This is a genomic window from Pseudoalteromonas sp. BSi20652 (assembly GCF_000239855.1).
In the GTDB taxonomy this organism is placed as follows: domain Bacteria; phylum Pseudomonadota; class Gammaproteobacteria; order Enterobacterales; family Alteromonadaceae; genus Pseudoalteromonas.
Genome location: NZ_BADT01000123.1, coordinates 1 through 14,047, shown reverse-complemented (window position 1 = coordinate 14,047; position 14,047 = coordinate 1). Strand labels below are relative to the sequence as shown.

At 38.7% G+C, this 14,047-nt stretch carries 14 protein-coding genes and 1 pseudogene; 8 read left to right on the top strand and 7 right to left on the bottom strand.

Features of this window, described 5'->3' with window-relative positions; all coding sequences use genetic code 11:
• Position 1 precedes the first annotated feature (1 nt).
• A complete protein-coding gene (locus tag P20652_RS07920) occupies positions 2 to 1,570 on the bottom strand; it encodes an anthranilate synthase component 1 (protein WP_008169357.1) in 1,569 nt (522 codons plus the stop codon).
• Positions 1,571 to 2,034: 464 nt separating this feature from the next.
• Between P20652_RS07920 and P20652_RS07925 the strand changes: the two genes are divergently transcribed.
• The 5 genes from P20652_RS07925 (at position 2,035) to P20652_RS07945 (ending at position 5,630) form a co-directional block, all read left to right on the top strand.
• Entirely contained in the window at positions 2,035 to 2,889 is an 855-nt protein-coding gene (locus tag P20652_RS07925; protein ID WP_008169355.1) for a PHP domain-containing protein, read from the top strand.
• Positions 2,886 to 3,506 (top strand): L-threonylcarbamoyladenylate synthase, encoded by a 621-nt coding sequence (locus tag P20652_RS07930; RefSeq protein WP_008169353.1) that lies wholly within the window; start codon positions 2,886 to 2,888, stop codon positions 3,504 to 3,506. Before P20652_RS07925 ends, P20652_RS07930 begins: the two co-directional genes overlap by 4 nt.
• 6 nt (positions 3,507 to 3,512) lie before the next feature.
• Complete coding sequence (locus tag P20652_RS07935) at positions 3,513 to 4,349, top strand: ScpA family protein (RefSeq protein ID WP_008169351.1); 837 nt, start codon at positions 3,513 to 3,515, stop codon at positions 4,347 to 4,349.
• A gap of 149 nt (positions 4,350 to 4,498) precedes the next feature.
• On the top strand, positions 4,499 to 5,050 hold the full coding sequence (locus P20652_RS07940; protein WP_008169349.1) for a cytochrome b: 552 nt from the start codon (positions 4,499 to 4,501) through the stop codon (positions 5,048 to 5,050).
• A 1-nt stretch (position 5,051) separates the two neighbouring features.
• Entirely contained in the window at positions 5,052 to 5,630 is a 579-nt protein-coding gene (locus P20652_RS07945; RefSeq protein ID WP_008169347.1) for a YceI family protein, read from the top strand.
• Between the two features lie 27 nt (positions 5,631 to 5,657).
• Here the strand turns inward: P20652_RS07945 and P20652_RS07950 are convergent.
• Together P20652_RS07950 and P20652_RS20485 are read right to left on the bottom strand one after the other, a co-directional pair.
• Positions 5,658 to 6,514 (bottom strand): annotated as a pseudogene (locus P20652_RS07950) (transporter substrate-binding domain-containing protein).
• Positions 6,515 to 6,653: 139 nt separating this feature from the next.
• Positions 6,654 to 6,821: a hypothetical protein gene (locus P20652_RS20485; protein WP_002961566.1), complete on the bottom strand. Its 168-nt coding sequence runs from the start codon at positions 6,819 to 6,821 to the stop codon at positions 6,654 to 6,656.
• Between the two features lie 370 nt (positions 6,822 to 7,191).
• On the opposite strand from P20652_RS20485, the gene P20652_RS07955 reads away from it, so the two are divergent.
• Positions 7,192 to 7,743, top strand: coding sequence for a hypothetical protein (locus P20652_RS07955; protein ID WP_008169341.1), 552 nt, complete (start codon positions 7,192 to 7,194; stop codon positions 7,741 to 7,743).
• Here the strand turns inward: P20652_RS07955 and P20652_RS07960 are convergent.
• Positions 7,740 to 8,543, bottom strand: a complete 804-nt coding sequence (locus P20652_RS07960) for a hypothetical protein (protein ID WP_008169338.1) — start codon at positions 8,541 to 8,543, stop codon at positions 7,740 to 7,742. The genes P20652_RS07955 and P20652_RS07960 overlap by 4 nt on opposite strands.
• 188 nt (positions 8,544 to 8,731) lie before the next feature.
• Between P20652_RS07960 and icd the strand changes: the two genes are divergently transcribed.
• Complete coding sequence (gene icd / locus P20652_RS07965) at positions 8,732 to 10,000, top strand: NADP-dependent isocitrate dehydrogenase (protein ID WP_008169337.1); 1,269 nt, start codon at positions 8,732 to 8,734, stop codon at positions 9,998 to 10,000.
• Between the two features lie 12 nt (positions 10,001 to 10,012).
• Here the strand turns inward: icd and P20652_RS07970 are convergent, their stop codons facing one another.
• From P20652_RS07970 to P20652_RS07980, 3 genes are all read right to left on the bottom strand, one after another.
• Complete coding sequence (locus P20652_RS07970; RefSeq protein WP_008169335.1) at positions 10,013 to 10,444, bottom strand: hypothetical protein; 432 nt, start codon at positions 10,442 to 10,444, stop codon at positions 10,013 to 10,015.
• 422 nt (positions 10,445 to 10,866) lie between these two features.
• The gene (locus tag P20652_RS07975) at positions 10,867 to 11,073 is read right to left on the bottom strand and encodes a hypothetical protein (RefSeq protein WP_008169332.1); all 207 of its coding nucleotides are present in this window, start codon (positions 11,071 to 11,073) and stop codon (positions 10,867 to 10,869) included.
• Between the two features lie 74 nt (positions 11,074 to 11,147).
• Positions 11,148 to 12,095, bottom strand: a complete 948-nt coding sequence (locus P20652_RS07980) for a LysR family transcriptional regulator (RefSeq protein ID WP_008138369.1) — start codon at positions 12,093 to 12,095, stop codon at positions 11,148 to 11,150.
• Between the two features lie 381 nt (positions 12,096 to 12,476).
• Between P20652_RS07980 and aceK the strand changes: the two genes are divergently transcribed.
• The coding region (gene aceK, locus P20652_RS18295; RefSeq protein WP_033017545.1) for a bifunctional isocitrate dehydrogenase kinase/phosphatase at positions 12,477 to 14,047 on the top strand (1,571 nt) is incomplete at its 3' end.

The following is a 14,047-nucleotide window of genomic DNA, read 5'->3' as shown; positions in this document are numbered from 1 at the left end:
TCTATACCGCCTTATACGTAGATTTTATGGCGGTAATAACCGCTTGTGCTTTAGCGCGAGTTTCGTTTGCTTCTGAAATTGGATCTGAGTCAAATACCACACCGGCACCCGCCTGTACGTAGGCAATGTTATTTTTAACAAACGCTGAGCGAATAACGATGCAACTATCCATTGCGCCATCTCCCGTTAAATAGCCTACGGCACCCCCATAACTACCACGGCGCTTACCTTCTGTTTGACGAACAAGCTCAGCTGCACGAACTTTTGGCGCTCCAACAAGCGTGCCCATGTTCATACATGCTTGATAGGCGTGCAGTGCATCAAGCTCTGGTTTAAGCGTGCCTACAACACGTGACACTAAATGCATTACCTGCGAATAACGGTCTACTTTTAATAGCTCTTTAGCAAAGCGAGTACCTGCAACACTAATACGTGCTACATCGTTACGGGCTAAATCGACAAGCATTAAATGCTCGGCGCGTTCTTTTTGATCGTTTCTTAGTTCAAGTTCTATACGGCTATCTAAGTCTGGGTTTATTTTCCCATTAGCAAACTTGCCACGTGGGCGAGTGCCAGCAATTGGGTACACTTCAACCTGTTTAGATTGCACTGTGTATTTGAGCGCTGACTCTGGAGATGCACCAAATAATACAAAATCTTTATCGCGCATATAAAACATATACGGACTTGGATTTTGCTTTTTTAATTGGCTATAAGCATGCAAAGAATCAGGACACGGCAAAGAGAATGTACGCGATGGCACGACCTGAAAAATATCACCATCTACAATGTTCTTTTTAAGTTTAACAACTTGCTCGCAGTATGTGTCGTCGCTTATATCAACACTTACATCACACTGACCAGTTTGCATTGGTGCGCTAAACTCTGCTGCGTTATCGCAAAGTGTATTTAAGCGCTCGAGTTCTTTACCTACTTCAAAGCAGTTAGCGTGTGCGTCTGGACCGTTAAATACATTACCAATGAGTTCAGTTGTTTGTGTTTGATGATCAATAATAACTAAGGTTTCGGCTAAATAAAATACGTAATCGGGACAGGTGTTTTCGCCGTCAGGTACATCACTTAATTGTTCAAAATTTGCCACCATGTCGTAGGCAAATACACCGCCTAAAAATAACGAAAATGGGTTGTTAGTTGTGCTTTTAATACTGTTAATACACGTACGAAGAGCGCTAAATGCATTATCTGCAACTAACTTGCTTGCTTCGTCAGTATCACCGCTAGTGTCTAAATAACACAGGGTAAGTGTTGCACCATCCAAAGTTGCGTCGCAGTTTTTTACATTGCTTTGCAAATAGCTAAGTAGTTGTTGACCATTATTAGATTGTGCAGTAACGGTGACTGCTTTACCTTGGCATACGATGCGTAGGGCACAGTCGACTAAAATTAAACTCTTAACGCTGTCTTTAGAATCAATCTCAGCCGATTCAAGCAGTAGTGAGTTAGGCTTATCAAGTGCCGCATATAATGCAAGAGGGCTACTAATATAGTCGCGTACTTGTTTTATGCTTGTTACTTCGCCTGGTGTGGTAGTTATATGACTAAAAATCAAACCTCATTCCCTCAAAAAATTAAACCCCGCAATGCTTTTGCAATGCGGGGCTTGAATAACGATATCTAAATTACAAACAGATCATTACCGTCCCGCTATATCAGGCGCCACCACCAACGATGTGTAAGAGTAAGACCGTTATTCATGTTTTTCTGCCTCAAAATTTATTAAATATTTTTAACGTATACGTTTCGTAAAATTTAGTTATAAAAAAACCCGCATAGTTGCGGGTTTTGAATTTTTGTTAGACACGACAATTCATCACCCGATAATTACGAGTGCCACCACCAAATAGTGTTTAAGTTTGAATTGATCATTGTTGTTATTTCTTAGTGTGTCTCAAAGTGGCTACAGTAAAACGTATCTTATGCTTTTGTGTCAAGTGTTTATTTAAAACAATTTAGTCAAAAAAGTTGTTATACTTACATAAACACCAGTAACCCTTAATTTTAAGCAGTTTTCTTTTGATAAAATATGATTTACATAGCCATACCACACATTCAGACGGGCGTTTAACGGTTGAAGAATTATTGCATCGCGCTGTTGATAAAAATATTGATGTGTTTGCTATTACCGATCATGACACTGTGGCAGCTATTAAGCCTGCACAGCAATTTATTGAAGCAGAAAACTTACCGCTTTCATTAATAACGGGTACCGAAGTGTCTACCAAATGGGAAAGCTTCGAAATTCATATTGTAGGTTTAAATATTGATATTAATAATATTGACCTTACCTCTTTATTATCGGCTCAGCAGCAAAAACGGGAAGAGCGTGCGCTAGAAATTGGTGTTCGACTTGCAAAAAATGGCTTTGATGGCATTTACGAGCAAGCTAAAGACCTGGCAAAAGACGCGCAAATAACGCGCGCACATTTTGCACGCGCCCTTATTGAGCGCGGTGTAGCTAAAAATTTCCCGGGTGTTTTTAAAAAGTACTTAGGGCGCGGCAAAACAGGCTATGTACCTAGTTGCTGGTGCACCATGCAAACCGCTGTAGAGGCAATACATGCCGCTGGTGGTGTTGCTGTACTTGCGCACCCAAGTAGCTATCAAATGTCAAACAAGTGGCTACGCAAATTATTAGTAGAATTTAAAAGTGTAGGAGGAGACGCAATGGAAGTTGCACAACCTCAACAGGCACCAAGTGAACGCCAATTTCTAGGTGAGCTCAGCCGTGAGTACAAATTACTTTGCTCTCAAGGCTCTGATTTTCATTTTCCGACAAGCTATTTAGAGCTTGGCAAAAATTTATACCTTCCAAAAGACTGCCAAGGTGTTTGGCAAGCTTGGGAAGCACAAGAAGGGGCATTAACATGAGTCAATTATTTCATATTCATCCAGATAACCCGCAACCGAGATTAATTAGTCAAGCCGTTGATATTATTAAACAAGGCGGCGTTGTTGTTTACCCAACAGATTCGGGTTATGCCATTGGTTGTAACATTGGTAATAAGCAAGCCAAAGAGCGCATAGAGCGTATTCGTGGTATTGAAAAAAACGATAATTTTACGCTAGTTTGCCGTGATTTATCGGAGCTATCTACTTACGCACGCGTAGATAACCAGCTATTTAGGTTAATAAAAAATAATACGCCAGGGCCATATACCTTTATTTTTAAAGGCACAAAAGAAGTCCCTAAACGTTTATTAAACGATAAGAAAAAAACCATTGGCATGCGTGTAATTGAACACCCAATTGCCTGTGCGTTACTTGCCGAACTTGGCGAGCCGTTAATGTCGTGTTCTTTGATTTTACCCGGAGAGCAGTTTACAGAATCAGATCCTGATGAAATATTAGAGCGATTAGATAAACACGTTGATTTAATTATTCACGGTGGCCACTTGGCCGAGCAAGCAACCACGGTAATCGATTTGTCGGAAGATGAAATTAAAATATTGCGTGTTGGCTGTGGTGATACAAGCCCGTTTGAGTAATAACAAGTGAGCGAAAGTACTGCTGATACAAAAAGTAGTGAAAAGCCAGTGCAGCAAAAGCTGCCACTGGCTTTTTTGCATGGTAAAGCGGTTGTAGACAAACCAGAAGACTTATATATTCCGCCCGATGCGCTCGAAATAATACTAGAAACCTTTGAAGGCCCGCTCGATTTACTGCTTTATTTAATTAAAAAGCATAAGCTTGATGTACTCGAGCTTTCTATTTTTAGTATTACAGAGCAATATGTAAGTTACGTTGAAATGATGACCGAGTTTCAACTCGAACTTGCGGGTGAATATTTAGTAATGGCTGCGTTACTTGCGCAAATTAAGTCGCGCTTATTACTCCCTGTACACCAAGAACTTGAAGAGGAAGATGATCCTCGCGCTGAGCTTATTAAACGCCTGCAAGAGTATGAGCTGTTTAAACAAGCCGCCGAAAACCTCGATGATATCCCCCGTGTTGGGCGTGATATTTTTATAGCGCATGCCGCTATGCCAATAAGTGAAGATACAAGTCAAAATCTCCCCGATATTGAACTTAAAGACTTAATGTTGGCGCTGAGTGATGTAATGGCGCGCGCAAAATCGTTTGAACATCATCAAATTACTGCCGAAGTACTCTCTACCCGAGAAAGAATGAGCCAAATATTACAGCAGCTATCGCAAGCAAACTCGGCGGTGGTATTTAATGCGCTTTTTACGGCTGATGAAGGGCGTAGTGGTGTAGTGGTTAGTTTCATAGCTATGCTTGAGCTCATTAAAGAAGGGCTTGTTACCTGTTTGCAAGTGAGCCCTGAGAGCTTAATTTATGTCAACCTAAGCGAACAATCCACCCTATAAAACGACCTGTTTAAGATAGATTTATTATCCATAGTTAAGGTTAACTAACATAGTTCTGTGCGTATACGCACGTAAAGTGTTTGTAAATGTTATTTTCATTTACGGCTGTGCACTATATTGTAACGCCATAGCATTATAGGAAGTTACACATGTTTAAAAATACACCTTCATCTTACGGACTTGTCGCCATTATTTTGCATTGGCTCATGGCGCTGACTATTTTTGGCCTGTTTGGTTTAGGTTTATATATGGTTGAGCTTACTTATTACGATAGCTGGTATAAAGGCTCACTCGATTTACATAAGAGTATTGGTATTACGCTTGTGGCCGTATTTTTATTTAGAATTTTATGGCGTGCTTTATCTACTCACCCTAAACCATTAGGTGAAAGTAAAGGCATGAACCAATTAGCACATACGGCGCATATTGTTATGTATATTATACTGGCTGTTATTGTTGTTGCAGGCTATTTAATTTCAACCGCAGACGGGCGACCAATAGAAGTGTTTACTTTATTTAATGTATCAGCGCTTGATTTTACCTTTGATGACCAAGCCGATATTGCAGGAAAAGTACATTATTACGGTGCGTGTACACTAATTGGATTTGTAATATTGCATGTACTTGGTGCATTAAAGCATCACTTTATCGATAAAGATAAAACCTTAGTTAGAATGATCAAACCATTAAAGGATGACTAAAATGAAAAAATTATTATTAAGCACAGTACTATCTGCTGTAACGATGCTGTCGCCAACGGCTGTGGATGCAGCCGATTATGTAATTGATACAAAAGGTGCTCATGCATTTGTAAATTTTAAAATTAAACATTTAGGTTACAGCTGGTTACATGGTCGTTTTAATACTTTTGACGGCACATTTAGTTACGATGCTAAAAATCCTGATGCGTCAAAAATTATGGTAAATATAGACACTACAAGTTTAGATTCAAACCATGCCGAGCGTGATAAACATTTACGTGGTAAAGATTTTTTAAATGTTGATAAGTTTTCTACTGCCACCTTTAAAAGTACGAGTATTAAATTTAGTGACGAAGATTCGGGTAACGTTACCGGTGACTTTACGCTCCACGGTGTAACTAAAACGATTACGTTTGAAATAGACAAAGTCGGGGAAGGTAAAGATCCATGGGGTGGCTACCGTGTTGGTTTTGAGGGTGAAACAAGTCTAAAACTTGCTGATTATGGTATTGACTATAACTTAGGGCCCGCGTCTACTCATGTAGATATTGGCTTATTTATTGAAGGTATTCGCCAGTAATTATTATATTAGGTAGTTAAACGCCACTTATGTGGCGTTTTTTGTTTGTGCTTCTAAAATTCTCTTTTCTAGCAGTGGCCTTAAGTGCTTTGGTAACCATCTTAGAAGTATTTGCTTATATTGTTTAGTGTGTTTTATTTTTTTAGTTGTTCGTTTAAAAGCGCTATATCCTCTGCACCTTGTTCGTTTTTTGTGCACCCAATGAAACCATAACTTAAATCGGGGGATTCGATTAATGCTCGCTGTGTGAGGTTTTTATCAAAATTCATTAATTTAGCTAAATAGTAATGCTCGCTCGGGTAACCCAATAAAATATCTATTCGTTTTAGATTAAGCATATATGTAAGGCTTGCTAAGCTATCGCGCGTAGGTCTTATTACTAGATCTATAGTGGGTGTAGTGTTTATTAAGGAATCTATCTCTTGGCCGTAAGAGCGGCTCATAGAGACTCCCAGAGTTAGTTTTTTTTCTTGTATTAAATCTAATAATGACACTTTATTTGAGTCAGCTATATTTAGCGCATCGGCGAGTCGTTTATGCATTGCTATTGAAGGAGAAAGACCTGTTGTTGAGCTCTCGTCTGTAAAATAAATATGCTCTTCCCTGTAATCGTTTTTATAAAGCGATAACGCGCACGCATTATGTGAATTATTAGACAGTTCTTGAATTACTTTACCTGAAGGTATGATCATTCGATTAAAGGTAATATTAGGAAGTTGCTTTTCAAGTAATGAAATTATGCTTTCGTCACGGCCCTGATGTTGATATTGACCGTTTAAAATATAATAGGGTGCAAAGTCGTGCGTTAACCAATTTATGGTTTTAGCATTACTTAGTGAGCTTAAACAACAAAAGATAAGAAAAGTTAAAAATACACGGAGCATTACAACAGCTACTAGTCATTATTATTGTAAAACTATTGTAACCAATAAGGGACTAGAAAGTAAAATGCCAGCAACAAGGCTGGCATAATATCTTATCATTAATTGCAATAATAAAAGGGCAATTAAAGTTGTGTGCTGCTTAGTTAGCTTTTAGCCACTTAACAAACTGGCGTGCATCACTCGCTTTTTGAAACAATGCATTTTTTAAACCTTGTGTATCGCTGAATATTACACGATGTTTGTTTACTGAAATTGATTGCACTGGATGTGCGATTTGGATCATAGACCCATTATATTTATAAGACATAATAAAACTCACTTTATTGTTGTTATTTATACTGCGCTATATTTTTACAGCAAATTGCAGTCAATAAATTAACGATGTTGTGTTTAGCTTCATTACAGTGTTGACGATCTTTATGACACTTTTGCGATGATAGTAAAAAATCATCTCGGTATTATTCAAGGGGTTCTCGCCGTACAATAACTTAGCTTTCAAATATACGTTTTGCGGGGCTTACTGGATCAGGGTAAATGGTTAACCGCGGCGGTTTCTTTAAACCAGAGAGGGAAGGTAACTTATATATAAATTGTGTGCAAGCTATTTTTGTAAAAATATTTATAATAAATCTTATCAACTGCTTACAAAGCCCATTTTTAGTTACCAAAGGATAAGTATGAATTACCTAATAGTGAGTGATATTTATGGTTTAACCCCTGCTTTAAGGAAGTTATCACAGGTAATTAGTTCAAATTTAGTGATTGTTGACCCTTACAATAACAAGTTTCAAGCTATTGAAAGTGAACAAGATAGTTGCAATGATTTTATACAGCAGTGCGGCCATGATAAATACACCGACAAACTTCAAAAATGCTTTGAGAGTTTAAAAGTTCCCACCACTTGTATTGCGTTTAGTGCAGGGGCAAGTGCAGCATGGCGGGCACAGTTATTAACAGGCAATACACACCTTAAAAAGTTAATTGGCTTTTATCCGTCGAAAATTCGTAATTATTTAGCGTTAGATGCAAACGTACCCTGTGAATTCATATTTCCAGCAAATGAGAGTCACTTTAATGTTGATGAAGTTATTAAAGCTTTAAGCACCAAAGCGGATGTTAAGTGTTATAAAACCAATATTTTGCATGGCTTTATGAACAAGTACTCAACCAATTTTAATGAGCAAGGGCTTGCTGAATATAGTAACTATATAAAGCAGAGCAGCCGTTAAAGCGTGTTTAGCTGCTTTTTATTAATATCAGGAAAATCAGTACGGGTATTATATTTTGCATACAGCGTTGTAAAAACGCTACTGCCGGATAGCTTATCTAACTCTTTTATAAAGGTTTTCGCGCTAGAGCGAGCGGGTCTACAGCATACTTGATACTGTTTTATTATACCCGCGACAGATAAACCTTGTTTTTGTAGCTCCAAATCGGCCTGTGCAAAAAAAGCCGCACCCGTCCAATAAACACGTTGCTGGGCTCGTTGTTTCCACATATCGGCAGAGAGCTTATTGAGTGGCTGTGTTTTAGTTTTGGTTTGCAGGCGGCCACGATCAAATCCTGCATTTAAACGTTGTACAAATTGCGGCTGGGTGATTATACCGCTGTCACGCATTATTACGTTTTGCATATAACTGGCAAAACCCTCACTTAGCCAAAAACCGGAGTAAGGAAGTAGCGGCAAATATAAATGCGAAAGTTCATGGTATAGCGTCCAATCTTTAGTGAATGCATTTAAACTGGCGTAGAGATCTATATGTAGCTCAAGCCCATCGGGGTTATTGCGCTTAACTGTAGCCCAAGGTACGGGTTCAAAAGCAAAGTATTGCGGTTTTAAATAAATAGGCAATGTGGTTTGTTTTAAAGGTCCCAGTGTATTTTGTGTTTTTTCAACACTTTGATTAACCCATGTAGACACCGTATTTTGAGCATTACTTGAGAGCGAGCTAAGGTTATGTATAACTACTTCAACCGCTAATGCGTTAAAAGCGCTGATTAATAGTAGCAGTACAAAAAAGAATTTCATTAAAATGCTCCACTGTAATTTAATAACTGGTACGCCAGGGTTAACATACAAGACCAACTAAATAGATAAATAATCACGGCTAATTCTTTATTTTTTAAAATGATAGTAACTATAAAAGTACAAATACAGACACTCCTAGCTAAGCATGGTTTAATCAATTAATCGTTATATTAAGTTAGGTTTTAGCCATGATGTATCAGCATATTCAAGTTCCTGAGCACGGCCAAAATATCACTATTGATGCACAAGGACATTGGCAAATACCGTTAGAACCTATCATTGCCTTTATTGATGGTGATGGCGTGGGGCTAGATGTTATGCCGGTAATGCGCCACGTTGTTGATAGTGCAATTGAGCATTGTTATAAAAGCGCACGGAAAATTCATTGGATGAAGGTTTATAATGGCGAGCAGGCCGCAAAGCTGTATGACGGTGATTGGTTTCCACAAGAAACAATTAACGCGGTACGTGCCTGTAAAATTGCCATAAAAGGGCCGTTAACCACACCGCTGGGTGGTGGCTTTCGATCGCTTAATGTTGCACTCAGGCAAGAAATGGATTTGTTTGTAAATATGCGCACTATAAAAGGTTTTAGTGCACTCCCTTCTCCTTTAAAAAACCCTTTTTTAACAAACATAACAGTGCTTCGTGATAGTAGCGAAGACGTGTACTCAGGTATTGAGTGGCAAGCAGGCAGTGTAGAAAGTGAAAAAATGCTCGATTTTTTATGTGAAGAAATGGGCGTAACCCGCCTAAGGTTTTCACAAGAGTGCGGAATTGGTATTAAAAATATATCTAAAGAAGGCTCTGAGCGACTAATGCGCTTTGCAATTAACTATGCACTTAAAAACGATAGTGAATCATTAACGCTAGTACACAAAGGTAATGTACTTAAATTTACCGATGGGGCATTTAAGCGTTGGGGGTTTGTACTTGCACAAAACGAGTTTAATGCCACCGCACATGAAAATGGGCGTTGGTTGCAAATAGAGCGAGCACACCAAGCGCCCTTAATTATTAAAGAAGTCATAGCCGATAACATGCTGCAGCAATGTTTAATGCACCCAGAGCAATTTGATGTAGTGGTGACGACTAACCAAAATGGTGACTTTTTAGCGGATATGCTGAGCGCACAAGTTGGTGGTGTTGGCATAATGCCTGCTGCAAATTTAAATAACGATGTCGCATTTTTTGAGCCTACTCATGGCACGTTTGAACGTATAGCAGGGCAAAATAAAGCAAACCCAAGTAGCAGTATTTTAAGTGCGGTATTAATGCTTAAATTTATGGGATGGGACGAAGCCGCATTACTCATTGAAAATGCGTTAGAGCAAACATTTAAAAGTGGTGAAGTAACCTTTGATTTAGCTCAAGGGCAGAGCGATAACTCAAGTATTCATAACTCGACAACCTTAACGTGTACTGGCTTTGCAAAGAAGGTTATCGAGCACTTTTAAATACATCCATTATTAAGCTGCTGAGGCAGTTTTTACTCTGTGCATACAAGGGCGGTTGGTTAACTGCGCTGCACGATGGTAAATCTCATGTGCTTGAGGTTCATCGCACTGCGTACCACTAAGCGTATCCATTAACGCAACAACTATAATGGCAGGAACCTGGCAGCAATATTCGTCTAAAACGGCTTCCGTAGTTTGTGCATCAAAATGGCAAAGTGGGTGGTTTTTAAGTTGGTATGCGCTTAGCAATGTATCCACTTCTAATACATCATTTGGTTGATGTTTTGTTTTACGGCATTTACAACCAAACTCATCAACTAAAGTAGCTAATGCTTGGTAAGTTTCAGTGCTGTTAGCTTTTGTGCATAACTGCTCTTCAATGAACTGATGTAAGTTAGCATCGATGAATAATCCGTCTTGGCGTGTGAAAGAAGCTGTTGTCATAATAATTACTCTTAGTTTGTTGGATTAACTTCACTCTAGCGCTAAGTGTATTATTAATAAAATTGTTGTTTTCAATAACTGATATTGATTTTATCAATAGTAAGTTTTAAAACTAAATAAAAAATAGAAAACATATCTAAATAATACTAATTAATTTGGTGCAATGCGGTGAAGGTGTGCACAAAACTGGAACAAGGGGGTAATTGAGGAATAAAGAAGGAATCTTAGTTAATTGTTTTTATTGGATTTTAATTTTTTTATGAAGTTGGTACTAAGCTTGCTAACTATACTATGTAGGTAGACTCCTATATCGACGATTTCCAAAAGCGCCATGGTATTTTCCCAAAGTTGAATACCATGGCGCTTTTTTATTTTCTTGTGTATTTTATTTAGCCATAACAATTGCAATAACAGTAGTAATGTTAGATTTTAATAAAGTAGGGAATAGCCACTAAAATAGCGCCTACAATCAAGAGCATACTTACACTGGTCATAAAGTACGGAAATACCAATAACGATAAACCAATACAAAGAGGCACTACGGCTTTTTTTCTTCGCCCGTAAGTAAGGTAGCCAATACCTATCCCGCCGAACAAAACACTCCACGCAATTATTGATGCACTATCCATTTTTTCTCCATTTGAAGTTATTGTATAAAACCGAGCTTGTTCGAAACTTATAACTCAACATATCTGTATTTAATTTATCTATCTGCAATCGTTTTAGCAAACGCTAATAATTCACGTCTTAACCATTGGTGTGCAGGGGCATGGTGCAGCAGTGGGCTCCATATCATTTTTACTTCAATAGGCACTATTTGAAATGGTACAGGGCTGATTACTAAATCAGTATGAGAGGTCAATAATTTAGCTTGGCGACGTGGTAGGGTGGCAATAAGTTGCTCTGATTGGCAAAGCAGGCTTGCAACCATGTAGTGGCGAGTAAAAACCCGTATTTTACGGGTTTGTTCTAGTTGCCAAAGGGCTTCGTCTACCCAGCCTAATTTTTGCTTTCCCGATTTATTAGTAACAGCGGCCTCTGGCCCCCAGCCGGCACGGTTTACCCAAATATGTTCTTTTTGTAAGTAGTCGTCTAACCCTGATTGTTGTAAAAATGTATTTTTAGGATGGGTTAAACAACAGTAATTATCTCGCCACACACTGGCTTGATGAAACGAGCGTGGTAGGCCATTAAAGCGGTTTATTGCTAAATCAATAGTGCCTTTTTCCATGTCTTGCAGGTTTACGTCGCTTGGGCTTAATACATCAAAATTAATACCGGGATTTTTACTAAGCTGCGCAGTTATAAAAGGGGCTATTAAGGTCGACTCTATGTAGTCGTTTGCCATTATTCTAAACGTAACTTCAGCCGTTGTAGGGTTAAACTGCTCACTAGGCTGCGTAATAGCTTCAGCCATTTTTAATAGGGCCTCAACTTCAGGCTTTAATGCAAGTGCCTTTGCCGTTGGCGTCATAGAGCCTGCGGCACGCACAAGTAGCGGGTCGTCAAATAAATCGCGCAAACGTTTTAATGCGTTACTCATAGCCGGTTGCGTAAGCGCGAGTTTATTGGCAGCTTTTGAAACACTTTTTTCATCGATGAGTACATTTAAGTAAACTAACAAGTTGAGGTCGACGTTTCTTATATTCATATGGGCGTGTTGGCCTTTCAGGGTTGAAATTTGTTCAATCTAGGGGCAATTTAATTGCGGCGCTAGGTTTGCCACCTAGTGGGCTAAGTAAAAATCGAGTAACAAAGAGTTAATTGTCCCTAGAAAGAACCCTATGGGCAGTGTGTATTTGGCCTTTATGCAGCGTTAAAGTACATTTATGGGGAGTAACCACACTACATGTACTTTGCCTTGCTTAAAAACCAAATACACGGCTGCAAAATTAACCTCGAAAGGTCAATACGCCCAATAAATTCTATTTATATGCTGTATTAATTATCTAAATTAAAGCCTGCTTGCTAAGGTGTAAACAATTAATAAAAAATAACCGCCATAACTGGCATCAATATAAGTGCTGTATTTATGCAAAATAGGCCAAAAAATCAATCTAATAATACGCTGCAAAACGTTATTGCCAGCAAGCTTGCACGATCTGTTTTTGCTGGATTTGAGGCGATGTTTTCGCAATTTTTAAATATTACACTGGGTGCACAAAGCCGGTTTGAGCAACGACAGTATCACAGTGTACAAAGTGCTATGCGTGAACGTTTACAAGTGTATGAGCGCGAAGTAAAAAACGTGAGTGAAGCCGTGAGAGTTATTGCTTACGCTGAACTTACTTGCCCGCAAATGTGGCAGTTAGCTAAAAATATTTACGGCGATATGGTACAAAATCACGAAAATAAACCCATAGCGCATACATTTTTTAACTCAACGTTTGGGGCAATTTGGGACGATAAAAAAATTCGTACTGTGCATTTGTTTGTATTAAAAGCAAAGTATCGTAGTGAGCCGCGCTCTTATGAAAGCTTAGTGAGCAGGGTATCGCTACATAATGGGTTTAATAACGCTGTTAAAACGCTTATCACTAATCAAGTATTTAGAGTGCCGTTTAGTCAGTTAGAACGCGATGTAGCCACATTACAAAGTACGTTAATGCAAGGCGCTAAGCAGCAATGCAAACAGGTGTATGAACTTATAAATTTAAACGACGGGTGTATTGAATACGCTAACTCATTATTTTTTAGAAACAAAGCCTGTTATTTAATTGGCCGTTGTATTGCTAAAAATGGCGACAATATGCCTTTTGCTATCGCTATTTTAAATACCGATGAAGGGCTAAAGCTTGATGCTGTAATGATGGGCGCCGATCAATTAAGTTTATTATTTGGTTTTGCACGCACCTATTTTATGGTTGATACCGATAAGCCTGCCCGTTATGTAGATTACTTAAGTGTGTTAATGCCACACAAACAACGCTTTGAATTATTTAACGCTATTGGTTTTATAAAGCACGCCAAAACTGAGTTTTATCGATACAAGGTTGATACGACTAAAAATAGCCCAGCTAACTTTAAGTATGTTACAGCACCAGGGACGCCCGGTATGGTAATGCTGGTATTTACTATTGAAGGGCTAGATTACGTTTATAAAGTAATTAAAGACAAATTTAGTGCCCCAAAAACAGCTACCAAAGCACAAGTGAAAAAAAAGTATAGCTTTGTAAAACAAGCCGATAGGGTTGGTCGTTTGGTAGACACACACGAATTTAGATATTTAGCGTTTGATTTAAGCCGTTTTAGCGATGAACTGCTTGAGCAGATGAAAAGCCAAATTGGCAGCAGTATGGTTATATCTGGCAAGGCACTTATTTTAAAGCACGTTTATGTTGAGCGTAAAATGACCCCGCTTAATTTATATATTACCCAATGCGATAACAAAACCTTAGAACGAGTGATGCATGACTACGGTAAAGCAATTAAAGAATTAGCCGGTGCTAATATATTTCCGGGCGACATGCTAATGAAAAACTTTGGCGTAACGCGATGGGGGCGAGTTGTGTTTTACGACTTTGACGAAATTTGCCCACTAACCGATTGCAACTTTAGAGAGGTGCCACAAACCCAAAATGAACTTGAAGAGCTAAGTAGAAA